This is a genomic window from Nonomuraea sp. NPDC005692 (assembly GCF_040631115.1).
GTDB lineage: Bacteria > Actinomycetota > Actinomycetes > Streptosporangiales > Streptosporangiaceae > Nonomuraea.
Window position 1 is genome coordinate 439,221 of record NZ_JBEXYU010000004.1, and the last position, 23,420, is coordinate 462,640.

Consider the following 23,420-nt stretch of genomic DNA (forward strand, 5'->3'; position numbering starts at 1 on the left):
CAGGGGAAAAGTTGTGAGCGACATAGACGCGATCCCGGGCATGGGGCCGTTGCTGGCGGCGAGGAAGTTCTTCACCAGGGCGGAGGTGTCGGCCGACGGCCGCACCCTGCACCAGATCGATCCCGGCGCCTGGGACCGCTTCTACCGGGACCGGTGGGCGCACGACAAGGTGGTGCGCTCGACGCACGGCGTGAACTGCACGGGCTCGTGCTCCTGGCAGGTGTTCGTCAAGGACGGCCTGATCACGTGGGAGCACCAGGCCACCGACTACCCGTCGGTCGGCCCGGAGTCGCCCGAGTACGAGCCGCGCGGCTGTCCCCGTGGCGCCTCCTTCTCCTGGTACACCTACTCGCCCTCGCGGGTGCGCTACCCGTACGTGCGCGGCGTGCTGCTGGAGATGTGGCGCGAGGCCAAGGCCAGGCTGGGCGACCCCGTGCTGGCGTGGGCGGAGCTGACCGGCGACCCGGAGCGCGCGCGGGCCTACAAGCGGGCCCGCGGCAAGGGCGGGTTCGTCCGGTCGAGCTGGGAGGAGGTCCTCGAGCTCATGGCCGCCGCCCACGTGCACACCATCAAGGACTACGGCCCCGACCGGGTGGTGGGCTTCTCGCCGATCCCGGCGATGTCGATGGCCTCGTTCGCGGCCGGCACCCGCTTCCTGTCGATGATCGGCGGCACGCTGCTGTCGTTCTACGACTGGTACGCCGACCTGCCGATCGCCTCGCCGCAGGTGTGGGGCGACCAGACCGACGTGCCCGAGGCGGCCGACTGGTGGAACTCCCGCTACCTGATCATGTGGGGCTCCAACATCCCGGTCACCCGCACGCCGGACGCCCACTTCATGACCGAGGCCCGCTACCAGGGCACCAAGGTCGTCGCGGTCAGCCCGGACTACGCCGACAACGTCAAGTTCGCCGACGACTGGCTCGCGCCGCACCCGGGCACCGACGGCGCCCTGGCCATGGCGATGGGCCACGTGACGCTGACCGAGTTCTTCCGCGACCGCCAGGTTCCGTACTTCACCGACTACGTGCGCAAGTACACCGACCTGCCGTTCCTGGTGACGCTGGAGCCGCGCGGCGACGCGTACGTGCCGCGCCGCTTCCTGACCGCCGCCGACCTGGGCCAGGAGAGCGAGAACGCCGAGTTCAAGACCGTCTTCCTGGACGAGACGACCGGCGCGGCGCGGGTGCCGAACGGCTCGCTCGGCCACCGCTGGGGCCAGGAGGGCGAGGGCCGCTGGAACCTCGACCTGGACGGCGCCGTCCCCGCGCTGACCCTGCTCGGCCGGTCCGGGCGCGCGGTCGAGGTGGACCTGCCGCGCTTCGACGAGGGCCCCACCGAGGGCGGCTCGGTCATGCGCCGCGGCGTCCCGGTCACCGAGATGGCCGGCAAGCTCGTCACGACCGTGTTCGACCTGCTCATGGCCCAGTACGGCGTGGCCCGCGACCTGCCCGGCGAGTGGCCGGCGAGCTACGAGGACGCCACGCAGCCCTACACCCCGGCCTGGGCGGAGGAGATCACCTCGGTCCCGGCCGCCACGATCGCCAGGATCGCCCGCGAGTTCGCCCGCAACGCCGAGCGCACCGAGGGCCGGTCGATGATCGCGATGGGCGCCGGCACCAACCACTGGTTCCACTCCGACCAGATCTACCGCTCCTTCCTGACGCTGGTGCTGCTGACCGGCTGCCAGGGCGTCAACGGCGGCGGCTGGGCGCACTACGTGGGCCAGGAGAAGGTCCGCCCGGTCACCGGCTTCCAGCACCTGGCCTTCGGCTTCGACTGGCAGCGCCCGACCCGGCACATGGCCGGCACCGCGTTCTGGTACCTGGCCACCGACCAGTGGCGCTACGAGAGCTTCGGGGCCGGCGAGCTGGCCAGCCCGCTGGGCGAGGGCAGGTTCGCGGGCCGCTCGTTCGCCGACTGCAACGCCCAGGCGGCCCGGATGGGCTGGCTGCCCTCGCACCCGACGTTCGACCGCAACCCGCTCAAGCTCGCCGACGAGGCCGCCGCGCGCGGCGTCCCGGTGGCCGAGCACGTGGTGGACGAGCTGAAGGCGGGCCGGCTGCGCTTCGCCGCCGAGGACCCGGGCGACCCGGCCAACTTCCCGCGGGTGCTGACCGTGTGGCGGGCCAACCTGCTCGGCTCGTCCGGCAAGGGCAACGAGTACTTCCTGCGCCACCTGCTCGGCGCCGACGCCGAGGCGCGCAACGAGGAGACGCCCGAGGGGCTGCGCCCGGCCGAGGTGACCTGGCGGGAGAACGCCGCCGAGGGCAAGCTCGACCTGCTGACGACGATCGACTTCCGGATGACGTCCACGGCGCTGTTCTCCGACGTGGTCCTGCCCGCCGCCACCTGGTACGAGAAGCACGACCTGTCCAGCACCGACATGCACCCGTTCGTGCACGCCTTCAACCCGGCCATCGCCCCGCCCTGGCAGACCAGGTCCGACCACGACGCCTTCCTCGGGCTGGCCGACGCCTTCTCCGAGCTGGCCGCCCGCCACCTGGGCAGGCGCACCGACGTGCTGGCCGTGCCGCTCACCCACGACACCCCGGACGAGCTGGCCCAGCCGGGCGGCCGGGTGCGCGACTGGAAGCACGGCGAGTGCGAGCCCGTCCCGGGCCGGACGATGCCCAAGATCATCACGGTCGAGCGCGACTACGGCGCCGTCGCCGAGCGCGTCCGCGGGATCGGGCCGCTGTTCGCCGACCTCGGCCTGACCACCAAGGGCATCACCTACCAGGTGGGCCCCGAGCTGGACTACCTGCGCGAGCAGAACGGCCTGACCCCCGAGGGCCACATCTCCCTCGGCACCGCCGACCGGATGTGCGAGGCCATCCTCACGCTGTCCGGCACCACCAACGGCCGCCTGGCCACCCAGGGCTTCGAGACCATGGAGAAGCGCACCGGGACCAGGCTCGCCGACCTGGCCGCCGAGCACGAGGGCAAGCGCATCACGTTCGCCGACACGCGGTCGAGGCCGCAGCCGGTGATCACCTCGCCCGAGTGGTCCGGCTCGGAGACCGGCGGGCGCCGCTACTCCGCCTTCGTCATCAACGTCGAACGCGACAAACCCTGGCACACCCTGACCGGCCGGCAGCAGTTCTTCCTCGACCACGACTGGATCATCGAGCTGGGCGAGCAGCTTCCCGCCTACCGGCCGCCGCTCGACCTGCGCCGCCACCACGGCGACCAGCGCGACGGGCTGGCTGATGGGCAGGGCGCCGAGGTCACCGTGCGGTACCTGACGCCGCACTCGAAGTGGTCGATCCACTCCGAGTACCAGGACAACGCGTACATGCTGGCCCTGTCGCGGGGCGGGCCGACGATCTGGATGAGCGTCGAGGACGCCGCCTCGATCGGGGCCGCCGACAACGACTGGATCGAGGCGTACAACCGCAACGGCGTGGTCGTGGCCAGGGCGGTCGTCTCCCACCGGATGCCGGCCGGGACCGTGTACATGTACCACGCCAAGGACCGCAACGTGAACGTCCCGCTCACCGAGCGGTCGGGCCGGCGCGGCGGCGTGCACAACTCCCTCACCCGGCTGCTGCTCAAGCCCAGCCACCTCATCGGCGGGTACGCGCAGTTCACCTACGCCTTCAACTACTACGGGCCGACCGGCAACCAGCGTGACGAGATCACGGTGATCCGCCGCCGCGGCCAGGAGGTGACCTACTGATGCGCGTCATGGCACAGGTCGCCATGGTGATGAACCTGGACAAGTGCATCGGCTGCCACACCTGTTCCGTCACCTGCAAGCAGACCTGGACCAACCGGGACGGCGTCGAGTACGTCTGGTTCAACAACGTCGAGACCAAGCCCGGCGTCGGCTACCCCAAGCGGTACGAGGACCAGGAACGCTGGCACGGCGGCTGGCAGCTCGACGGGCGCGGCCGGCTCAAGCTGCGCGCGGGCGGCCGGGTCAAGCGGCTGCTCAGCCTGTTCTCCAACCCCGACCTGCCGGACCTGGACGACTACTACGAGCCGGCCACCTACGACTACGACACCCTGCTCAACGCCCCCGCCGGGCCGCACGTGCCGGTCATCCGTCCCAAGTCGGCCATCACCGGCAAGGACATGAACATCACGTGGGGCGCGAACTGGGAGGACGACCTCGGCGGCGCCCCCGAGCACGCCCACGGCGACCCCAACCTGGCGGCCATGGCCGAGAAGGTGCGCATGGAGTTCGACCAGACCTTCATGTTCCACCTGCCGCGCATCTGCGAGCACTGCCTCAACCCGGCGTGCGTGGCCGCCTGCCCCTCCGGCGCGATGTACAAGCGGGAGGAGGACGGCATCGTCCTGGTGGACCAGGACCGCTGCCGCGGCTGGCGCATGTGCGTCTCGTCGTGCCCGTACAAGAAGGTGTACGTCAACCACAAGACCGGCAAGGCCGAGAAGTGCACGTTCTGCTTCCCCCGCATCGAGGCGGGACAGCCGACCGTGTGCGCCGAGACCTGCGTGGGCCGGCTGCGCTACATCGGCCTCGTCCTGTACGACGCCGACGCCGTGCTGGCCGCCGCCCGCGTGCCCGACCCGCGCGACCTGCTGGAGGCCCAGCGCAAGGTGTTCCTCGACCCCGACGACCCGCAGGTGGCCGCCGCCGCCCGCGCGTCCGGGATCAGCGAGGACTGGATCGAGGCCGCGCGGCGCTCGCCGATCTACCGGCTGGCCATGCGCTACCGGGTGGCGCTGCCGCTGCACCCGGAGTACCGCACGCTGCCGATGGTCTGGTACATCCCGCCGCTGTCGCCGGTGCTCGACGCGGTGACCGGCGCCGGCGCGGACGCCGACGACCCCGACAACGTCTTCCACGCCATCACCGACCTGCGCATCCCGCTGGAGTACCTGGCCGGGCTGTTCAGCGCCGGGGACACCGAGGTGGTGGCCGGGGTGCTGATGAAGCTGTCGGCGATGCGCGGCTACATGCGGGCCCGCACCGTCGACGGCACCGTGGCCGAGGACCTGCTGGAGTCGGCCGGGATGACGGCGCGGGACATGGAGGAGATGTACCGCCTGCTGGCCGTCGCCAAGTACGAGGAGCGCTACGTCGTGCCCGCCGCCCACCGCGAGGACGCCGCCGCGTTGTCGGCCCAGGCCGCCGGGTGCAGCCTGGACGGCGACGGCGGCCCCGGCATGAGCGAGTTCCACCCGACCGGCGTGACCGGCCGCCGCAGCGACGGACGCCTGGGCCTGAAGCTGTTCACCGGCAAGGGGCCGGCGTCATGAGACTGCTGCCCGCCCCCGACACCGTCGTCGAACGGCCGCAGGACCGCGCCGCGCTGCTCCGGCTGGTCTCGCTGCTGCTGCAGTACCCGGACGCCGGGCTGCTGGCCGCCCGCCCCGAGCTGCGCAAGGCCGTCGCCGCGCTGCCCGACGGGCATCCGCGCCAGGCGCTGGAGCAGTTCCTGTGGTGGTTCGGCGACCGGCAGCCCATGCCGCTGGCCCGCCACTACGTCGAGACCTTCGACCTGCGCCGCAAGTCCAGCCTCTACCTCACCTACTACCTGCACGGCGACACCCGCCGCCGGGGCATGGCCCTGCTGACGCTCAAGCAGCGCTACCGGGTGGCCGGGCTCACCCCGCCCGAGGGCGAGCTGCCCGACTTCCTGCCGGTGGTGTGCGAGTTCGCCGCGCTGGCCGGGCCGGACGTGGGGGAGGCGCCGCTGCGCCAGCACCGCAAGGGGCTGGAGCTCATCCGCACCGCCCTGCACGAGACCGGCTCGCCGTACGCGCTCGTGCTGGACGCCCTGTGCGCGGTGCTGCCCGGCATGTCGGAGGCCGAGCGGGCCGCGGTGGCCGACCTCGCCCTGGCCGGCCCGCCCGCCGAGGAGGTCGGCCTGGCCCCGTACGGGCCGCCGCTGAACGAGAGTGAGGTACGGCCGTGAGCGTCGTGCTCTGGGCGATCGTCCCCTATGTCGCTTTGACGATCTTCGTCGCCGGGCACGTCTGGCGCTGGCGGGTGGACCAGTTCGGCTGGACCACCCGTACCACGCAGGTGCTGGAGAGCAGGCTGCTGCGGCTCGGCTCGCCGCTGTTCCACCTGGGCGCGTTCGCGGCCATCGGCGGTCACGTGCTCGGTCTGCTCGTCCCCAAGAGCTGGACCGAGGCCGTCGGCGTGGACGAGCACCTCTACCACCTGGTGTCGGTGAGCGCCGGGACCGTGGCCGGGGTCATGGTCGTCGCGGGCCTGGCGCTGCTGCTGGCCCGGCGCCTGACCAGCCCGCGGGTGCGGCGCACCACCACCCGCGCCGACAAGGTGCTGTTCACCGTGCTGGCCGTGGTGATCGTGCTGGGCATGGCCGCGACCGTGGGCAGCAACCTGCTCGGCGGCGGCTACGACTACCGGGCCACGATCGCCGTCTGGTTCCGGGGCGTGCTGACCTTCCGTCCCGACCCGCGGCTGATGGCCGACGTGCCGCTGCTGTTCCAGCTGCACGCGATGTCGGCCTGGCTGCTGGCGGCGATCTGGCCGTTCACCCGGCTGGTGCACGTGTGGTCGGCGCCGGTGGCGTACCTGTGGCGGCCCTACGTCGTCTACCGGCGGCGCGTGCCCGTCCGGTCGCGCTGACCGGCGCCCGCCGAAGGGGGAGGGGCACGCGGATGAGCGTCGCCAGGGTGGCGGTGGCGCTGCTGGCCGCCGCCGGCGCGGCGCTGGTGGCGGCCGGCCCGGTCACGGCCGCCCAGGAGAGCACGGCACGCGTCGAGATCCGGATGGACCGGCGCGGACAGCTGATCAGGCCGGTCGGCGACGTCCCCTGCGCGGACGGCCCGGCGTCGTGCGCGCCGGCCCTCGCCGGGACGCCGGCGGACCGGCCGCGGACCTGAGGGCGCGAGCCCGGGAAGGAGAGACGTGATGGGCGGTCAGATCGTGGTGGCGGTGGACGGATCCGCGCCCGCGACCGCGGCGGTGGAATGGGCGGCGGCCGACGCCGCGCGGCGCGGGCTGGACCTGCGGATCGTGCACGTGCGCCGGGCGGACGGTTCCGCCCGCGTACTGGAGGCCGCCGCCGCCCTGGCCGGACAGGCCGGGGTGACGACGGAGGCGCTCACCGGGAACGTCGTGGACACATTGGTCGCGGAGTCGCCGGCGGCCGACAGCCTGGTGCTGGGCGCGCGCGGGCTCGGCGGGTTCACCGGCATGTCGGCCGGGTCGGTGAGCGTCGCCGTGGCCGGGCACGCCGCCGGCCCGGTCGTCGTCGTCCGGACGCCGCCGCAGGGGCGGCACGACCGGGTGGTGGTCGGCTTCGACGGCTCCGAGCACGCGCGGGCGGCCATGGAGTACGCCGTCGAGCAGGCCAGGGCGCGCCGGGCCCGGCTGCACGTGGTCTCGGCCTGGCAGATCCCGGTCTCCTCGCCGTACGCCGCCGCCTACGGCAGCCTCATCGAGGTCATGCAGGACGCCGACCGTCAGGCGCACGGGCACGTCGTCCCGTGGCGGCGGGCCAACCCCGACCTGGTCATCACCGAGGAACAGCCGTGCGAGCACCCGGTCTCCGCCCTGGTCCGCGCCGCCGGGACGGCCGACCTGGTGGTGGTGGGCTCGCGCGGGCTCGGCGGGTTCGCCTCGGCCGTGCTGGGCTCGGTCGGCCACGGGGTGCTGAACCACGCGGCCTGCACGGTGGCGGTCGTCCGGCCCCGCTTCTAGCTCCTGGCCCCACTTCTCACATGGAGTGGATGCGCCGGCCGGTGACGTGGTGGGGGACGATCCGGATGTGCAGCCGCCGGTCGCCGCCCGCCCACGGGGTGACATCCGGCTCGGCCCGCTCGTCCGGGGTCACGTGGTGGGCGGGCCCCTGCACGAGCACGCTCCACCCCTGCCGCCGGGCCTCGTCGATCCGGTCCACCTCGAAGCCCACCATGACCTCGACGCCCTCCAGTCCGGTCCGCAGGTCCTGGTCGAGCGGGCCGCCCGCGGCGGTGCGGAAGACGATGGCGCCGTCGTGCACGCGGAAGTTGACGGGCAGCACCGTCGGCCCGTGCGAGCCGTTGAACGCGATCCGGCCGATGCCGCCGGACGCGATCAGGCGCAGGCACTCCTCGCGTTCGAGGACCTCCAGGACGGGCTCGGCCATCGCGGGCCCGACGCCCGGCGGACGGTCGCGCCCGCCGCCCAGCAGATCCTGGCCGGTGGTGCCGAGCGCGTCGGCCAGGCGGTTCAGGGTCCCCCTGTCCGGGATGTCCACGTGCTCCTCCATGTACCGGAGGTAGCCGGCGGACATGTCCGCCCGTTCCGCCACCTGCTCGACGGTGAGCCCCAGCCGCTGCCGGTGGTACTGGATGCGGTGGCCGAAGTCGCCGGTCCCTGTCACTGTCTCCTCCTGCTCGTGGACGTCGCGCGTGACGAAGCTACCCACGCGGCCCGTACCCCGGACAGGGTCTTTCGCCCCTTCGTGGGACCAACGTCCCTCCCCCCGGGGACGCACGGCCCTACGGCGCGGCGGCCGGGAGGAGGAGCCTGGCCTGCATGGATGTCCTGGATCTTTCCCGGTGGCAGTTCGGCATCACGACCGTCTACCACTTCCTCTTCGTGCCGCTCACGATCGGCCTGTCGATCATCGTGGCCGGCCTGCAGACGGCGTGGCACCGGACGAAGAAGCCGGAGTACCTGCGGCTGACCCGGTTCTGGGGCCGGCTGTTCCTGATCAACTTCGCCATGGGCGTGGTCACGGGCATCGTGCAGGAGTTCCAGTTCGGGATGAACTGGAGTGACTACTCCCGCTTCGTCGGCGACGTGTTCGGCGCGCCCCTGGCCATGGAAGGGCTGATGGCCTTCTTCCTGGAGTCCACCTTCCTCGGCCTGTGGATCTTCGGCTGGGACCGGCTGTCGCCCCGGCTGCACCTGGCCACGATCTGGCTGGCCGCCATCGGCACCAACATCTCGGCCTACTTCATCCTGGCGGCCAACTCCTGGATGCAGCACCCCGTCGGCTACCGGATCAACAACGGCCGCGCCGAGCTGACCGACATCTGGGCCGTCCTGACCAACTCGACCACGCTGGTCACCTTCCCGCACGTCCTGTTCGGTGCGTTCCTGACCGCGGCCGCGTTCGTGCTGGGCGTCAGCGCCTGGTTCCTGCTGCGCAAGCGGGACGTCTCCCTCTTCCGCACCTCGGCCCGGCTGGCGCTGGCCGTCAGCCTGGTCTCGGCGGTCGGGGTGTCGTTCTCCGGCCACTGGCAGGCCCAGATCATGACCGAGCAGCAGCCGATGAAGATGGCCGCCGCCGAGGCCCTGTGGGAGGACGAGACCTCCGCCGGCTTCTCCCTGTTCGCCATCGGCGACGTCGAGAACGGCCGCAACCACGTCAACCTGCAGATCCCGTACGGCCTGAGCCTGCTGTCCACCAACACCCTGGACGGCGAGGTCGAGGGCATCAACGACATCCAGGCCCGCTACCAGGCCCTGTACGGCCCCGGCGACTACCGGCCGATCGTCGGCCTGGCCTACTGGTCCTTCCGGCTGATGATCGGGTTCGGCATGCTGTCGGCGCTGCTCGCCCTGGCCGGGCTCTGGCTGACCAGACGCGGCCGGCTGCCCGCGGGCCGCTGGGCCTACCGGCTGGCCATCGCCGGGATCGGCCTGCCGTTCCTGGCCAACAGCATGGGCTGGATCTTCACCGAGATGGGCCGCCAGCCGTGGACCGTCTTCGGGCTGATGCGCACCGCCTACGCCGTCTCGCCGACGGCGGACGTCCCCTCGGTGGCCATCACGCTGGTCGGCTTCACCCTGGCCTACGCCGTGCTCGCGATCATCGAGATCCGGCTGCTGGTCAAGTTCATCCGGATCGGGCCGAACGAGCAGGACGAGCCCGAGACCGCCGTCCCCGCGCTGAGCTACTGAGGAAATCATGGAAAACGTCTGGTTCGTACTGATCGCCGTGCTGTGGACCGGCTACTTCCTGCTGGAGGGCTTCGACTTCGGCGTCGGCATCCTGATGCCCGTCCTGAGCCGCGAGGAGGCCGACCGGCGAGCCGTCCTGAGGACGATCGGCCCGGTGTGGGACGGCAACGAGGTGTGGCTGCTGGTGGCCGGCGGCGCGACCTTCGCCGCCTTCCCCGAGTGGTACGCCACCCTGTTCAGCGGCTTCTACCTGCCGCTGTTCCTCATCCTGCTGGCGCTCATCGCCCGCGGCGTGGCCCTGGAGTACCGCAGCAAGAGCGACAGCACGCGGGGCTGGGACCGGGCGCTGTTCTGGGGCTCGCTCGTGCCGGCCTTCCTGTGGGGGGTGGCGTTCGCCAACATCGTGCGCGGTGTGCCGCTGAACGCCGAGCACGAGTACACCGGCACGCTGCTGACCCTGCTCAACCCGTTCGCGCTGCTCGGCGGGCTGGCCACGCTGCTGCTGTTCACCCTGCACGGCGCGGTCTTCCTGGCTCTGCGCACCACCGGCGACCTGCGCCTGGCCGCCGGCCGGATGGCCAAGAGCATCTCCCCGGCGGCGTTCCTGGTCGTGATGGCGTTCCTGCTGCTCTCGGACGGCGGCGGGGCCCCGCGGTGGGCCGCCGTGGCGCTGGTCGCGCTCGGCCTGGCCGGCGCGGTGGCCGCGACCGTGCGCGGCCGTGACGGGTGGGCCTTCACCGCCAGCGCGGTCGCCGTGGTCGCCCTGGTGGCCGCGATCTTCAGCGGCCTGTGGCCGAACGTCATGCCCGCCCTGGACCCGGCCAACAGCCTGACCGTCACCAACGCGGCCTCCAGCCCGTACACGCTGACGGTGATGACCTGGGTCGCGGCCGTCTTCACGCCCCTGGTCCTGGCCTACCAGGCATGGACGTACTGGGTGTTCCGCCGCCGCCTCACCGGCGCCGTCCGAACCTGACGGACAGCCGGATCGGCGGCGGCGCCGTCACCGCCGGGCGGCGTCCACGGCGGTCAGCACGGCGGTGGACATGGCCTGGTGGCCCGCGGCGTTGGGGTGGAGTCCCGCCGAGTCCACGCCCTCCATCGGCTCCATCCACCGCACGTCGAGGGGCTTGCACAGGTCGTGGCCCACCGAGCCGGTGTAGGTGTCGACGAATCGGGCGCCGCCCGCCGCGGCGCGGGCGGCGAGCATGGTGTTGAGGCGCTTCTCCACGTCCCGCAGCCAGGGGGCGTCGCCCTTGGCGATGGGGACGGTCGAATAGCAGTTGCTCCCGTCGTCCGGCATGATGACCGGGTAGCCGACGACGAGGACGTCCGCGCCGGGGGAGCGCCGCCTGATCTCCTGGAGCGCGGCGTCGATCTTGTCGCCCGTGGCGGCGATGCGCCCGGCGAGCTGGTCGATGCCGGCCAGGGTGTAGCTGGCCTTGCACGGCGAGCCGCCGGGGTTGAGCTTGCCGAGGATGACGCAGCGGCCGATGATGCCGCTGACGTTGATGTCGTTGCCGCCGATCCCCAGGGTGACCAGGTCCGTCTCCGGGCGGAGCGCGTCCAGCTGGGGCGGGGCGGCGCCCTGTGAGCCGGTCATGTGCGCCGTGGTCGCGCCGGCGCAGCTGACGTCCGTGAAGGTGGCGACGGTCCGCGCGGCGGCGGTCAGAGTCGGGTAGTTGCGGTCGGAACGGCCGCAGTTCGCGTCCGTCTGGGTGGGGATTCCGGGGCCCGCGGTGTAGGAGTCGCCGAGGGCCACATAGTGGCCGACGGCGGTGCCGCGGGCGGAGGCGTGCGCGGTCGGCGTCGCGAGGACCGCCGTGACGACTGTCGTGACGGCCGCCGCGGAGAGCGCGAGGGACTTCTTCCTGAACTGCCGGCTGGACCCGAGCATGGCCACCTTCTCTGGACGGGGGGTGAGGGCAGGGGCCGGCGCCCGGCGGCGGGCCGGCGCGTCGGCGGAGGCGAACGCCGCGCACGCAGGGCGAACCCGCGGCGCACGGCCATTTCCTACCAGGTGGTTAGTTTTGCCGGGGCGCGGGCGTCCCGTCAAGATCCCGGTCGCGGTCGCCTCCGGAACGGCGTACGAGCGTGGTGATCATCGGCCGGGCGCGGCGCGTAGGGTGGTGACCCGAGCGGATACGATCCGTTCGCAGGCGACGCCGGGAAGGGCGGGTGATGGTCCGGTGGCGCAGAGGGCGACCGTCTACGACGTCGCTGAGCGGGCAGGCGTCTCCATCGCGACGGTCTCGCACACCTTCCGGCAGCCGGAGAAGGTTCGCCCGGCGACGCGCGAGCTGGTCCTGCAGGCCGCGCGGGCCCTCGGCTACGTGCCGAGCGGCAGCGCGCGCGGGCTCGCGAAGGGCCGCTCCCAGGCGCTCGGCCTGTACGCCTTCGACATGTTCCTGCCCGCCGACCTCGGCGTCCAGGATCTCGACGCCATGGTGGCCCGGGAGCTCGACGGCCTCGGCGACGTGCGGCGGTTCCCGCTCTACGTCGACGAGATCCAGCGCGGGTTCGAGCTGGAGGCGCAGCGGCTGGGCCGCCCGGTGATGCTCGGGTCGGGGGCCAGCCGCGACTCGCTGGGCAGCTTCGACCTGGCCGGCAGCGTCGACGGCCTGGCGATCTTCCCGGGCGGCGCGGCGCGCGATCTGCTGGAGCACGTGGGGCGCGGCGTCCCCGTGGTGATCTTCAGCAGCCCGCCCATGCACGACCCGCTGCACCACATCACCGTGGCCAACGAGAGCGCCGTGCGCGAGCTCGTCGATCACCTGGTCGAGCGGCACGGCCGCCGGTCTCCCGCGTTCCTCGGCGAGCCGGCCGCGCCCGACATCGCCGCCCGTTTCGCCGGGTTCCAGGCCGCGCTGGCCGCGCACGGCCTGCCGGTCCCGCAGGAGCCGTTCGACACCACCGCGCTGGCCCAGGACAGCCTGCGCTCGTTGCGCGCCGCCATCGCGTCCGGCGACGTGCCGGACGCCCTGGTCTGCGCCACCGACCAGCTCGCGCTCACCGTGCTGGACCTCCTGGCCCGGCACGGCATCCGGGTGCCGGAGGACGTCGCGATCACCGGTTTCGACGGGATCGTCGCCGGCCGGCTCTCGACCCCGACGCTGACCACGGTCCGCCAGCCGTTCGCCTCGATGGGACGGCTCGCGGTGCGCATCCTGACCGACACCGCGGCGGGGGTGTCCCACCCCAGGTCGTACGTGCTGCCGACCCGCATGATGCTCGGCCGCAGCTGCGGCTGCCCCTGAGGAAGTTTTATCTCGATTGCGCAATGGGGCTGGATTTATGGCGAGTTAAGCGCATAAATTCTCAGCCGTTCGGGGGAGGCAACACAGGCCGACAGGAAGGAACTGGCCGTGCGACACAGATCAACAGTGGCGGCCCTGGCCGCGATCGCAGCCGCGACGGCGCTCACCGCGTGCGGCCGGGCCGACGAGGGCGCCGGGCGGGCCCAACCGTCCTCCAGCGTCGCGGCCAAGGCCGCCGGCGCGATCACGATGTGGGCGATGGGCAACGAGGGCGACCTCCTGCCCGAGTTCGTGAAGAAGTTCGAGGCCGCCAACCCCGGGGTCAAGGTGAACGTGACCGCCATCCCCTGGGACTCGGCCTACCAGAAGTTCCAGACCGCCATCGCCGCCGGGAACGTTCCAGACCTGGCCATGATGCCCGGCCTGCCGGTGTTCAAGGACGCCTTCGCACCCGTGCCCGCCGCCATCGACACCGCGGGCATGTACCCGGGAGCCGTCTCGACCGGCACGATCGGCGGCCGGCTCCTGGAGGTGCCGTGGTACGTCGACGTCCGCGCGCTCTACTACCGGACGGACCTCGCCCGCAAGGCCGGCTGGGACAAGCCCCCGGCCACGTGGGACGAGCTGCGGCGGATGGCGGCCGACCTGCAGCGCAAGGCCGGTGCGAAGTGGGGCATCCGGCTGCCCGCGGGCACGACCGGATCGTTCCTGTCCTCGCTCTGGATGCCGTGGTCCAACGGCGCGGAGCTCATGAACGCCGACAAGTCCGCGTGGACGCTCGACACCCCGGAGTTCGCCTCGGCGTACGAGTACCTGGCGTCGTACTTCAAGCAGCGCATCGCCGATCCGAACGCCGACACGGCGCCCGCCGCCGCGGTGAAGGACTTCCTGACGGGCACGACGCCGATGCTCGTCGCCGGCCCCTTCCTGCGCGGCGCCATCTCCCAGGCCGGCGGGGACGCGTTCGCCGGCAAGTACGCGACCGCGCCGCTTCCGGCGGGGAAGAGCTCGACCTCGTTCGTCGGAGGCGCGAACCTCGTGGTCTTCAAGGCCGCCAAGAACCCTGATTCCGCCTGGAAGCTCGTCCAGTGGCTCAGCGAGCCCCAGACCCAGGCGGCCTGGTACAAGGTCAGCGGCGACCTGCCGGCGACCCGGAGCGCGTGGCAGGATCCGGCGCTGGTCGCCGACCCGACGCTGGCGGCGTTCGCCGAGCAGCTCAAGACGGCCAAGGCGCCGCCGCAGCTGGTCGGCTTCGACAAGGTCGGCGCGGCGGGCGACTCCGCGATCGAACAGATCATCAAGGGCGGCCGGCCGGTGGCGGACACGCTGCGCAGGCTCCAGCAGCAGGCCGACGGCATCGGGGTGTCCTGAGCGGTGTCGAACCCCATGTCGCCGACCGCCCCCGGACGGGCGCGCGCCCCCCGTGACGTGCGCGCCCGCCGGGCGGCGGGGGCCAACTCCGAACGCCGGCGCCGCCAGACGGCGGTCGCCTGGCTGTTCGCCGCGCCGTTCGTCGTCGTCTTCGCGGTGTTCATGGTCCTGCCGATCGCCGGTTCGATCGGCTTCTCCTTCACGGACCTGACCGCGCGGGACATCCAGTCGCCCTTCAACGTGAACTTCGTGGGTCTCCAGCAGTACGCGGACGTCCTCACCGATCCGGAGTTCCAGAACGCCGCCGGGGTGACGGCGCTGTTCGTCCTCATCGGCATCCCCGCCACGGTGGCGCTCGGGCTGGGGCTGGCGCTGGCGCTCAACTCCGGGATCCGCCGGCTCAGGCCGATCTACCGCGTCGCCTTCTACGCGCCGGTGGTCACGAGCGTCGTCGCGGTCTCGGTCATCTGGCGCCACATCCTGGCCCGCGACGGGCTGCTCAACATGGTCCTCGCCCTGGTCGGCGTCGACGGGCCGGACTGGCTGAACAGCACCACCTGGGCGCTGCCGTCGTTGATCCTGATGGCCGTCTGGCGCAACACCGGGACCCTCATGGTGATCTTCCTGGCCGGGCTGCAGGCCGTCCCGGCCGACGTCGCGGAGGCTGCGGCGATGGACGGCGCCGGGCCGTGGCGCCGCCTGCGCAGCATCACGCTGCCGCTGCTGCGCCCCACGATCCTGCTGGGCTGCGTGCTCATCTCGGTCGGCTACCTGCAGTTCTTCGAGGAGGCTTTCGTGATGACGCAGGGCGGGCCGCTCGGCTCCACGCTCTCCATGACCTACTACACGTTCAACGCCTTCGGGTTCGGCGACTTCGCCAAGGCGTCCGCGGCGAGCTACATCATGTTCGTCGTCATCGCGGCGGTCGGCGTCCTGCAGTTCCGCCTGCTCAGGAGGGCCACATGAGCCGGCCGGGACGCCTGACGGCGCGCTCGCTCACCTACGTGGTGCTGACCGCCGGCGTGGTGCTGTGGCTCGCGCCGTTCGCCTGGATGGTGCTGGGCGCGTTCAAGACGCAGGACGAGATCTTCGCCGACCCTCCGACGTGGTGGCCGCACGCGCCCACCGGCGGGAACTTCGCCCGCTGGCTCACCGAGCTGCACTTCGGCACCTTCTTCGGCAACAGCCTCGTCGTCGCCGTGCTCACCGTGCTCGGCAACCTGCTGTTCTGCTCGATGGTCGGCTACGCGCTGGCCAAGATGGACTTCGCCGGGAAGCGCGTCCTGCTCGGCGTCGTGCTGGTGACCATCATGGTGCCCGGCGTGGTGACCTTCGTCCCGCTCTTCGTGATCGTCGCGAAGATGGGCATCCTCGACACGTACGGGGCCCTGGTGCTGCCGTTCCTCACGCAGCCCGTGGGCGTCTTCCTGATGCGCCAGTTCATGCTGGACATCCCCGACTCGCTGCTGGAGGCCGCGCGCATCGACGGCGCCTCCGAGACGAGGATCTTCACCCGGGTCGTGCTGCCGCTGTGCGGCCCCGCGCTGGCCACCCTCGGCATCCTCACCTTCCTGGGCTCGTGGAACAACTTCCTGTGGCCGCTCGTGGCGAGCCAGACCGAGTCGATGTACACGCTGCCGGTGGCGCTCTCGCTCTATTCCACCGGCCAGTACGCGACCGACTACGGCACGCTGCTCGCCGGCGCCGTGCTGATCATCACGCCGATCCTCGCGCTCTTCGTGTCCCTGCAGCGCTACTTCGTGCAGGGCATCGCCACCATGGGCCTCAAATGACCACACCTCCGACACCCAAGACAGGATCGAACATGGCGACTTCGCAGCCGCTGGCCTTCCCCGACGGTTTCCTGTGGGGCGCGTCGACGGCGGCCCACCAGGTGGAGGGGAACAACGTCGGCAGCGACTTCTGGCAGGCCGAGCACGACGGGAGCTGGGGCCTGCCCGAGCGCTCGGGGGACGCCTGCGACAGCTTCCACCGGTGGCCCGAAGACCTGGACATCGCGCGCGACCTCGGTCTCAACGCCTACCGGTTCAGCGTCGAATGGGCCCGCGTGGTCCCCGCCCCGGGTCACCCGTCACCGGCCATGCTGGACCACTACCGCCGGATCATCGAAGGGTGCGGGCGGCGCGGGCTGACCCCCGTCGTCACGCTCCACCACTTCACCAGCCCCGCGTGGCTGGGCGCCGGTGGCGGATGGACCTCCGGGGAGGCGGTCGCGCATTTCGCCGACTACGTCCGCGCGGTGCTGCCGATCCTCGACGGCGTGCGCTGGGTCTGCACGATCAACGAGCCCAACATGGTCGCCCTGATGGCCGCGCGCCGCAGGCACGGCGCCGGCGAACCCGTGCCCTCCTTCGTCCCGCCGGATCCCGGCGTGACCGCCGCGCTGGCCCGCGCCCACGAGGCGGCCCGCGACCTGCTCGCCTCCGTGCCCGGACTGCGATCGGGATGGACGGTGGCCAACCAGAACGTGCAGGACCACGGCGCCGGCCCCGACCGCACCGCCGAGCTGTCGTACCTGCTCGACGACCAGTACATCGACCTGGCGAAGGGCGACGACTTCATCGGCGTGCAGGCCTACAGCCGCCTGCGCGCGGGCGAGGACGGCGTCATCGCGCCCGGCCCGGCCGACAGACGCACGATGATGGGCTGGGAGTACTACCCCCTCGCCCTTGAGGACGCGGTCCGGCACACCGCCGCCCGGCTCGGCGGATCGACACCGCTGCTCGTGACCGAGAACGGCATCGCGACCGGCGACGACGACGAACGCGTCGCGTACACGACGGAGGCCGTGACGGGCCTGGCCCGCGCCATGGCCGACGGCGTCGACGTGCGCGGATACCTGCACTGGTCGCTGCTGGACAACTACGAGTGGGGATCGTGGACGCCCACGTTCGGCCTCGTCGCGGTCGACCGGACCACGTTCCGGCGCACGGTCAAACCCAGCGCCCGCTGGTTCGGGCGGCTCGCCCAGAGCCCGGCGGCCGTTCTGGGGGAAGAGGCCGCGTCGTGACGGAGAGCCTGGACGTGCTCCTGGACGCCGCGGACCTGGCCCGCTTCGTCGACGGCGCGGCCGCCCTCGACCCGGGAGCCCATGGCGGCCTGCGCCCGCGCCGGCTGCCGCCGTGGGCGCGCGCCCAACATGACGACCCCTGGTTCGACCTCATGGAACAGGCGCCCACCGGCGTCTCGCTCCGCTTCGCCACGAGCGCGACCCTGCTGCGGCTCCGCCTGCACACCCGCTCGCTGCGGCCGGCCGGCACCGAGGCCGCCAGGCCGCACAGCCTCGCCGTCGTCGTCGACGGCGCGGTGGCGGAACACGTCGCGATCCCCGAAGGGGACGTCGTCGTCATCGGCGCCGGCCGGCACGTCGCCGGCCGGGAACACCGCGATCCGTCCGCCGTGACGGTGGCCCTCGTCCCCGGCGGCGGGGAGAAGCAGGTCGAGATCATGCTGCCGCACGACTGCGCGGTCGAGGTCATCGGCCTGGAGGCCGACGCCCCGATCTCGCCGCCGTCCGCCGGCGGCTTCCCGCGCTGGACGCATCACGGCAGCTCCATCAGCCATGGGCTGCAGGCCGCCACCCCCGACCGCACCTGGCCGGCGCGGGTCGCCCTGGGCACCGGCTGGCGCCTGCGCAACCTGTCGTTCGGCGGGAACGCGCAGCTCGACCCGTTCGTCGCCCGCATGATCAGGGACACCCCCGCGGACCTGATCACCCTCAAGATGGGGATCAACCTCGTGAACGCGGACTCGATGCGGGCCAGGACGATGCTGCCCGCGGTGCACGGCTTCCTCGACCTGATCCGCGAGGGCCATCCGGACACGCCGGTGGTCCTCATCACCGCGATCGCCTGCCCGGCGCACGAGCACACGCCCGGGCCGACCGTCGATCGCGGCGGCACGGCCGCCGGGGCGGAACGGGCCCTGGAGGCCGACGACGGCGCCCTCACGCTGGCCGCCACCCGCCGGATCATCGAGCGCGTCCACGCCGGGCGCGTCGCCGACGACCCCCACCTGCACCTGGTGGACGGCCGTACCTTGCTGGGCGAGCAGGACGCGCGCCTGCTGGGCGACGGGCTCCACCCCACGGAGGAGGGGCTGGGCCTCATCGCGCGGCGCTTCCAGGACACGGTGGCCGGCCTGCCGGCCCTGGCGGGGCTGCTCGGAGGCCGGCGATGAGGGCCGCGCTGGTGCCGTGGCCGCACACGGTCGCGCTCGACCACGCGACGACGACCGTCCTGCACCCCGGTCGCGTCGAGATCCGGGCGGACGATCGTCTGCGCGACGTCCGCGCGTGGCTCGAAGGCGAGTTCGCCCGCCTCGCCGCCGTCCCCTCGGCGGGCGACCCGCTCCCGTCGCGCGTCGTCCTGCTGATCGGCGAGGCTCCCGCCGACGTGCCGCCCGCCGACGGCATCGCGCCGGAACAGCTCCCCCCGGACGAGCGGCACACCGTGACGATCGCCCCAGGGGAGATCACGGTCACCGGGCCGAGCCCGCACGCGGTCCTGCGGGGCGCCGCGACGCTGGTGCAGCTGGCGGAGTGCGCGGCGGGCCGGCTGCCGGTGGGGCGCATCGCCGACGGGCCCGCCCTGGCGTGGCGGGGCCTGATGCTCGACGTCGTCCGGCATCCGTTCCGCCCGGACGAGATCCGCCGCGTCATCGACCTGCTGACGCGATACAAGCTGAACGTGCTGCACCTGCATCTCACGGACTCCGGCGGCTGGCGGCTGCAGTCCGCGGCCCGTCCCGCGCTGGACGCGACCTCGCCCGGCGAGCTGATCACGCGGCGCGAGCTGGCGGAGCTGACGGCGTACGCCGGAGCGCGCGGAGTGACGATCGTGCCCGAGATCGACCTCCCCGGCCACGCCCACGCCGCGATCCGCGCCTACCCGGGGCTCGCCGGCGACGGGACCGCGGCCCGCCTGGGCTACGTGGATCCGGCCATGCCCGGGGCCGAGTCCTTCATCGCGGAGACCGTCACCGAGTTCGCGCAGGCGTCCGGTGCCCGGTTCGTCCACGTCGGGGGTGATGAGCCGTTCGGGATGCCCTTCGCTGCGTACACGCGCGCGGTCGGCGCGGCCGTCCGCGCGGCGCACGAGGCCGGCAGCCGGGTCGTGGCCTGGCAGGAGACGGTACGCGCCGGGGCGCTGGGCGACGGCGACCTCGTGCAGCTGTGGATCGGCGCGGAGACGAGCATCGACGCCGACGCCAAGAAGGCGGAGCTGCCGGAGTCCGCGCACACGTTCGTCGACCAGATGGTGGCGTTGTTCGCCCTCGCGCCGTCCGACGGGCCCGCCGCGGCGGCGGCCGGGCTGCCGGTGCTGCTGTCCTCCAGCGACGTGCTGTACCTCGACCGCCCGTACGCCGAGCCCGCCGCGGACGCCGAAGGGGAGGCACGACGGGCCCGGCTCGGGTTCCGTGACTATCCGGCCAAGACCCTCCGGCAGATGTTCGACTGGACCCCGCGGTCGTTGGTGTCGGGGCTCGACGTGCGCGTCGCGGGAGTGGAGGCCGCGATCTGGTCGGAGACGATCACGTCCTTCGACGATCTGGCGTTCCTGCTGCTCCCCCGTCTCCCGGCCGCGGCCGAACGGTCCTGGACGCGTGAGCCGGCGACCTGGGAGGACCACCGGGCACGCCTGCGACCGCACGCCGCGACGTGGGAGGCGACGGGATGGGGAGCGGCGTACCGGCCCGCGGCGGAGCGGTGACTCCTGCCGCGGACCGGGAGCCCGTCGCGGTCAGGCTCGCACGGGCGACCCGCCGAGCTCGGTCACCGTCAGGGCGCGCAGCAGGTGCGGGTGCAGGCCCTCGGCCCGCGACCGGGGCAGGCCGGCGGCGAGCGCGGCGTCGGTGAGCGCGGCCCGCGTCCAGGCCAGGTCGACCCGCCGGCCCGCCTCGCCGGTCAGCAGCGGATGGTCGGCGGGCCGGTCGCCGCACAGGCGGCGCAGCGGGCGGCGCAGGTAGGGGGCGAGCGGGAAGGCGACGATGTCGCCCCGCCCGTCGTGCAGGGTGATCAGCACGGGGTCGCCGGCGCCCACCAGATGCACGTCGCACGGGGTCAGCCGGGCCAGCGCGTCGACGGACGCGCCGGTGGACTCCAGCAGCCCGACCGCCACGGCCTCGGCTAAGCGCCCTTCCTCGGCCAGCAGGGCGACCCCGCCGCGCAGCAGCCGCCGCTCGGCCGGGGTGGGCGGGTGAGCGGCCGGCGCCGGGAGAGCCGGCCCGTGCCGACCGGCGAAGGCGTAGAACGAGGCCAGCACGGCCCGCCTGCGGATCACCGTCGCGCGGGCCAGCGGCCGGCCGGACGGCGCCAGGCCGGCCGTGAGGGCGGCCAGGCAGTAGGCGTCGACCTGCGACCCGGCCCCCAGCACGTCGCCGCCGGGATCCTGCCCGCGCAGCCACCGCAGGTAGGAGGCCAGCACCCGCAGCCGCGTCCGCCGCAGGGCCGGGGACGGCCGCTCCAGCAGCCAGGCCGCCGCCACGCCGGCCGCCGCCGGACCCAGCCCCTCGACGACGTCGACGTCGGCCGCGGGGACCTCGCCCCCGTCGCCGGGGCCGCGCCGCGGACGCAGCCCCTCGATGCGGGAGACGAGGCCGCGGGCCTCCTGACCGGTGCGCGCGCCCCAGGACGCGACGGTGCCCTCGGCCATGCTCAGCACACGACCGGCACGGCGACGGGATCGGCGGCTGGGTCGGCGGCGGCTCGTGCCGGGGCACAACAGGACGAAAGGGAGGCGTGGAGGACGTCGCTGCTCGCGCCCAACGGACCCATCATGATCTCGATCGTCTCATGGAACTGCGCCCGCGGGCTCCATCCGGCCGGGCCGCCGGGGCCGCCAGGCCCCGGGACGCGGCCGTCCGCCGAGGTCAGGGTTCGATCAGGCCGGCGCGGATGGCGTAGCGGGTCAGGTCGAGCCGGTCGTTGAGGCCGAGCTTGGCCAGGATGTTGCTGCGGTGGCGGTCGACGGTCTTGGGGCTGATGACCAGGGTGTCGGCGATGGCCTTGGTGGAGTGGCCCTCGGCGATGAGCTTGACGATCTCCTCCTCGCGGGCGGTCAGCAGGCTGTCGGGCAGCGGCTCGCCGTGCCGGTGGCGGTGGAGGTAGTCGCGGATCAGCGCGGTGACCGCCCCGGGGTAGAGGAACGGCTCGCCGCGCATCGCCGCCCGGCACGCCTCGATGAGGTCGCGGTCGGCCACCGACTTCAGCACGTAGCCGCAGGCCCCGGCCTTCAGCGCGGCGAAGAAGTACTGCTCGTTGTCGTACATCGACAACATCAGCAGGCGGATGCCGGGCCGGCGGCGGGAGATCTCCCGCGCGGCCTGCAGGCCGGTCATGCGCGGCATGGCGATGTCCAGGACGACCAGGTCGATGTCGTGGGTGCGGACGGCCTCGACCGCCTCGGCCCCGTCGGCGGCCTCGGCGACCACGGTCAGGTCGGGCTCGGCGTCGAGGATCAGGCGGACGCCCTGGCGGACGAGCGCGTGGTCGTCGGCGAGCAGGATGCGGGTCATCGGGCGTTCTCCTTGGCCGCGCCGGGGACGGTGAGGACGATCTCGGTGCCGCCGCCGGGCGGCGAGTGCACGCTCAGGCGGGCCCCGATGAGCAGGGCGCGCTCGTGCATGCCGCGGATGCCGGCGCCCGGCTCGCCGATGCCGCCCCGGCCGTCGTCGGTGACGCGCAGGACCAGGTCTCCGTCGTCGGGTGTCAGCGTGAGCGTCGCACTGGTGGCCTGGGCGTGGCGGGCGACGTTGGTCAGGCTCTCCTGGGCGATGCGGTAGAGCACCAGCTCGACCTCGGAGGTGAGCGGCGGCAGCCCAGGAGCCAGTCTACGCGTGACCTCGACCGTGCCGGTCTGCGACAGGTCGGTGGCCAGCGCGGTGAGGGCGCTGGTCAGCCCCAGGTCCTCCAGGACGCCGGGGCGCAGCCGGTGGGCGACCTGGCGCACCTCGTCCAGGCTCGTCCTGATCGCCTCCTGGGCGTGGCCGAGCTCGCCGGCCAGCTCCGCGGGCGCCCGGTCGCGCACCCGCTTGAGCGCCAGGAGCGCGACGGTGAGGCTCTGGCCGATCTCGTCGTGCAGCTCGCGGGCGATGCGGCCGCGTTCGGCCTCCTGGGCGGCCAGGGCCTGCGCGCTGGCCACGCTACGCTCCTCCTCCAGGCGGTCGAGCATCTGGTTGAAGGTGTCGGTGACGCCGCGCAGGTCCCGGTTGCCGGCGGGCAGCCGGTCGTGGGTGTGCAGCAGGTCCACCCGCCGCATGAGGGCGGTCAGGGAGGTCAGCGGCGCCAGGCTGGCCCGCACCAGGAACGCGTTCGCCGCCAGGATCAGCGCCAGGCCGATGAGCAGCACCGGGACCTCGGTCAGCAGCACCGGTGAGGAGACCGTCGCGGGGGACAGCGCCAGCACGAACGTGCCCGCGGCGAAGACCAGCGCGTTGATGACGAACAGGCGGCGGAACAACGCCTGGGCCGGGGTGCGGCCAGGCGGCTCCGGCGCGGTGGCGACGGCGTCTTTCATGCCTCCAGCCTGGGCGTTCGCCGCCCGCCCTGTCCACTGACCCGGCCCGGATACGGTCCCGCCCCCACCCGATATGGGGGCCGGACCCGATGGGCGCGGCCCCTCGCGCGGTGATGGCATGGTCTCCCCGGAAAACAGGGACGGACCGTAAGGAGGTGGGCGATGCGTGGCACGGACCTTCTCCGAGCCGCGGCGGCAGGACCGCTTCTCCTCCTGCCCGCCCGCGGGTCGCGGTCCGTCCCCCGGGGCCATTCGACGCGCGGGCCGCGCCGGGGGCCGGCCGCCGTCCCGTGGCCGGGGCCGGGCGCCTGAGCCGCCCCCGCCGCCTTTGTGACCTTCGCCCATGCCCCCGCTGGAGGCTCCCCATCAAGATCCGCCATACGACCGTGCCCCGAACCGGCGCGAACCGTC

At 73.0% G+C, this 23,420-nt stretch carries 20 protein-coding genes; 15 read left to right on the top strand and 5 right to left on the bottom strand.

What is annotated here, in order from left to right:
* The first annotated feature begins 40 nt into the window (after positions 1-40).
* From ABZ459_RS12670 to ABZ459_RS12695, 6 genes are read left to right on the top strand one after another with little or no spacing between them, the layout of a single operon-like run.
* A complete protein-coding gene (locus tag ABZ459_RS12670) occupies positions 41-3,682 on the top strand; it encodes a nitrate reductase subunit alpha (RefSeq protein ID WP_357969668.1) in 3,642 nt (1,213 codons plus the stop codon).
* Positions 3,682-5,232, top strand: a complete 1,551-nt coding sequence (narH, locus tag ABZ459_RS12675) for a nitrate reductase subunit beta (RefSeq protein ID WP_357969499.1) — start codon at positions 3,682-3,684, stop codon at positions 5,230-5,232. The genes ABZ459_RS12670 and narH overlap by 1 nt, the downstream gene beginning before the upstream one ends.
* Positions 5,229-5,891, top strand: a complete 663-nt coding sequence (gene narJ / locus ABZ459_RS12680) for a nitrate reductase molybdenum cofactor assembly chaperone (protein WP_357969502.1) — start codon at positions 5,229-5,231, stop codon at positions 5,889-5,891. Before narH ends, narJ begins: the two co-directional genes overlap by 4 nt.
* Positions 5,888-6,574 carry a respiratory nitrate reductase subunit gamma gene (gene narI / locus ABZ459_RS12685; protein ID WP_357969505.1) on the top strand — a complete coding sequence of 229 codons (687 nt, stop codon included), beginning with the start codon at positions 5,888-5,890 and terminating at the stop codon, positions 6,572-6,574. The genes narJ and narI overlap by 4 nt, the downstream gene beginning before the upstream one ends.
* 32 nt (positions 6,575-6,606) lie before the next feature.
* Positions 6,607-6,831, top strand: a complete 225-nt coding sequence (locus ABZ459_RS12690) for a hypothetical protein (protein ID WP_357969507.1) — start codon at positions 6,607-6,609, stop codon at positions 6,829-6,831.
* A gap of 28 nt (positions 6,832-6,859) precedes the next feature.
* Positions 6,860-7,651, top strand: a complete 792-nt coding sequence (locus ABZ459_RS12695) for a universal stress protein (RefSeq protein WP_357969510.1) — start codon at positions 6,860-6,862, stop codon at positions 7,649-7,651.
* 16 nt (positions 7,652-7,667) lie between these two features.
* Here ABZ459_RS12695 and ABZ459_RS12700 read toward each other — a convergent pair whose 3' ends face one another.
* Entirely contained in the window at positions 7,668-8,360 is a 693-nt protein-coding gene (locus tag ABZ459_RS12700) for a pyridoxamine 5'-phosphate oxidase family protein (RefSeq protein ID WP_357969512.1), read from the bottom strand.
* A gap of 110 nt (positions 8,361-8,470) precedes the next feature.
* Between ABZ459_RS12700 and ABZ459_RS12705 the strand changes: the two genes are divergently transcribed.
* Together ABZ459_RS12705 and cydB are read left to right on the top strand one after the other, a co-directional pair.
* The gene (locus ABZ459_RS12705) at positions 8,471-9,844 is read left to right on the top strand and encodes a cytochrome ubiquinol oxidase subunit I (protein ID WP_352326394.1); all 1,374 of its coding nucleotides are present in this window, start codon (positions 8,471-8,473) and stop codon (positions 9,842-9,844) included.
* Positions 9,845-9,851: 7 nt separating this feature from the next.
* Positions 9,852-10,820: a cytochrome d ubiquinol oxidase subunit II gene (cydB, locus tag ABZ459_RS12710; protein ID WP_357969515.1), complete on the top strand. Its 969-nt coding sequence runs from the start codon at positions 9,852-9,854 to the stop codon at positions 10,818-10,820.
* Positions 10,821-10,847: 27 nt separating this feature from the next.
* Here cydB and ABZ459_RS12715 read toward each other — a convergent pair whose 3' ends face one another.
* Positions 10,848-11,741: an SGNH/GDSL hydrolase family protein gene (locus ABZ459_RS12715; RefSeq protein ID WP_357969518.1), complete on the bottom strand. Its 894-nt coding sequence runs from the start codon at positions 11,739-11,741 to the stop codon at positions 10,848-10,850.
* A gap of 292 nt (positions 11,742-12,033) precedes the next feature.
* Between ABZ459_RS12715 and ABZ459_RS12720 the strand changes: the two genes are divergently transcribed.
* The 7 genes from ABZ459_RS12720 (at position 12,034) to ABZ459_RS12750 (ending at position 20,204) form a co-directional block, all read left to right on the top strand.
* Entirely contained in the window at positions 12,034-13,101 is a 1,068-nt protein-coding gene (locus tag ABZ459_RS12720) for a LacI family DNA-binding transcriptional regulator (protein WP_357969521.1), read from the top strand.
* Positions 13,102-13,209: 108 nt separating this feature from the next.
* Positions 13,210-14,472: an extracellular solute-binding protein gene (locus tag ABZ459_RS12725; RefSeq protein ID WP_357969522.1), complete on the top strand. Its 1,263-nt coding sequence runs from the start codon at positions 13,210-13,212 to the stop codon at positions 14,470-14,472.
* A gap of 3 nt (positions 14,473-14,475) precedes the next feature.
* Entirely contained in the window at positions 14,476-15,438 is a 963-nt protein-coding gene (locus ABZ459_RS12730; RefSeq protein ID WP_357969524.1) for a sugar ABC transporter permease, read from the top strand.
* Entirely contained in the window at positions 15,435-16,265 is an 831-nt protein-coding gene (locus ABZ459_RS12735) for a carbohydrate ABC transporter permease (protein ID WP_357969526.1), read from the top strand. Before ABZ459_RS12730 ends, ABZ459_RS12735 begins: the two co-directional genes overlap by 4 nt.
* Positions 16,266-16,297: 32 nt before the next feature.
* The gene (locus tag ABZ459_RS12740) at positions 16,298-17,503 is read left to right on the top strand and encodes a family 1 glycosylhydrolase (protein ID WP_357969528.1); all 1,206 of its coding nucleotides are present in this window, start codon (positions 16,298-16,300) and stop codon (positions 17,501-17,503) included.
* On the top strand, positions 17,500-18,672 hold the full coding sequence (locus tag ABZ459_RS12745) for a GDSL-type esterase/lipase family protein (RefSeq protein ID WP_357969531.1): 1,173 nt from the start codon (positions 17,500-17,502) through the stop codon (positions 18,670-18,672). Before ABZ459_RS12740 ends, ABZ459_RS12745 begins: the two co-directional genes overlap by 4 nt.
* A complete protein-coding gene (locus ABZ459_RS12750; protein WP_357969533.1) occupies positions 18,669-20,204 on the top strand; it encodes a family 20 glycosylhydrolase in 1,536 nt (511 codons plus the stop codon). The genes ABZ459_RS12745 and ABZ459_RS12750 overlap by 4 nt, the downstream gene beginning before the upstream one ends.
* Positions 20,205-20,234: 30 nt before the next feature.
* On the opposite strand, the gene ABZ459_RS12755 is transcribed toward ABZ459_RS12750, so the two are convergent.
* The 3 genes from ABZ459_RS12755 to ABZ459_RS12765 all read right to left on the bottom strand — a co-directional run bounded on the left by ABZ459_RS12755 (position 20,235) and on the right by ABZ459_RS12765 (position 23,009).
* Entirely contained in the window at positions 20,235-21,146 is a 912-nt protein-coding gene (locus ABZ459_RS12755) for a hypothetical protein (protein WP_357969536.1), read from the bottom strand.
* A 217-nt stretch (positions 21,147-21,363) separates the two neighbouring features.
* Positions 21,364-22,008 carry a response regulator transcription factor gene (locus ABZ459_RS12760; RefSeq protein WP_357969538.1) on the bottom strand — a complete coding sequence of 215 codons (645 nt, stop codon included), beginning with the start codon at positions 22,006-22,008 and terminating at the stop codon, positions 21,364-21,366.
* Complete coding sequence (locus ABZ459_RS12765; RefSeq protein WP_357969541.1) at positions 22,005-23,009, bottom strand: histidine kinase; 1,005 nt, start codon at positions 23,007-23,009, stop codon at positions 22,005-22,007. Before ABZ459_RS12765 ends, ABZ459_RS12760 begins: the two co-directional genes overlap by 4 nt.
* Positions 23,010-23,420 lie beyond the last annotated feature (411 nt).

Excerpts from the sequence above, each read along its gene's own strand:
- ABZ459_RS12765 (WP_357969541.1), bottom strand. The coding sequence starts at position 23,009 with ATGAAAGACGCCGTCGCCACCGCGCCGGAGCCGCCTGGCCGCACCCCG.
- ABZ459_RS12755 (WP_357969536.1), bottom strand. The coding sequence starts at position 21,146 with ATGGCCGAGGGCACCGTCGCGTCCTGGGGCGCGCGCACCGGTCAGGAG.
- ABZ459_RS12750 (WP_357969533.1), top strand. The coding sequence starts at position 18,669 with ATGAGGGCCGCGCTGGTGCCGTGGCCGCACACGGTCGCGCTCGACCAC.
- cydB (WP_357969515.1), top strand. The coding sequence starts at position 9,852 with ATGGAAAACGTCTGGTTCGTACTGATCGCCGTGCTGTGGACCGGCTAC.
- narH (WP_357969499.1), top strand. The coding sequence starts at position 3,682 with ATGCGCGTCATGGCACAGGTCGCCATGGTGATGAACCTGGACAAGTGC.
- ABZ459_RS12735 (WP_357969526.1), top strand. The coding sequence starts at position 15,435 with ATGAGCCGGCCGGGACGCCTGACGGCGCGCTCGCTCACCTACGTGGTG.
- ABZ459_RS12740 (WP_357969528.1), top strand. The coding sequence starts at position 16,298 with ATGGCGACTTCGCAGCCGCTGGCCTTCCCCGACGGTTTCCTGTGGGGC.
- ABZ459_RS12760 (WP_357969538.1), bottom strand. The coding sequence starts at position 22,008 with ATGACCCGCATCCTGCTCGCCGACGACCACGCGCTCGTCCGCCAGGGC.
- ABZ459_RS12705 (WP_352326394.1), top strand. The coding sequence starts at position 8,471 with ATGGATGTCCTGGATCTTTCCCGGTGGCAGTTCGGCATCACGACCGTC.
- ABZ459_RS12715 (WP_357969518.1), bottom strand. The coding sequence starts at position 11,741 with ATGCTCGGGTCCAGCCGGCAGTTCAGGAAGAAGTCCCTCGCGCTCTCC.
- ABZ459_RS12670 (WP_357969668.1), top strand. The coding sequence starts at position 41 with ATGGGGCCGTTGCTGGCGGCGAGGAAGTTCTTCACCAGGGCGGAGGTG.
- ABZ459_RS12695 (WP_357969510.1), top strand. The coding sequence starts at position 6,860 with ATGGGCGGTCAGATCGTGGTGGCGGTGGACGGATCCGCGCCCGCGACC.
- ABZ459_RS12690 (WP_357969507.1), top strand. The coding sequence starts at position 6,607 with ATGAGCGTCGCCAGGGTGGCGGTGGCGCTGCTGGCCGCCGCCGGCGCG.
- narJ (WP_357969502.1), top strand. The coding sequence starts at position 5,229 with ATGAGACTGCTGCCCGCCCCCGACACCGTCGTCGAACGGCCGCAGGAC.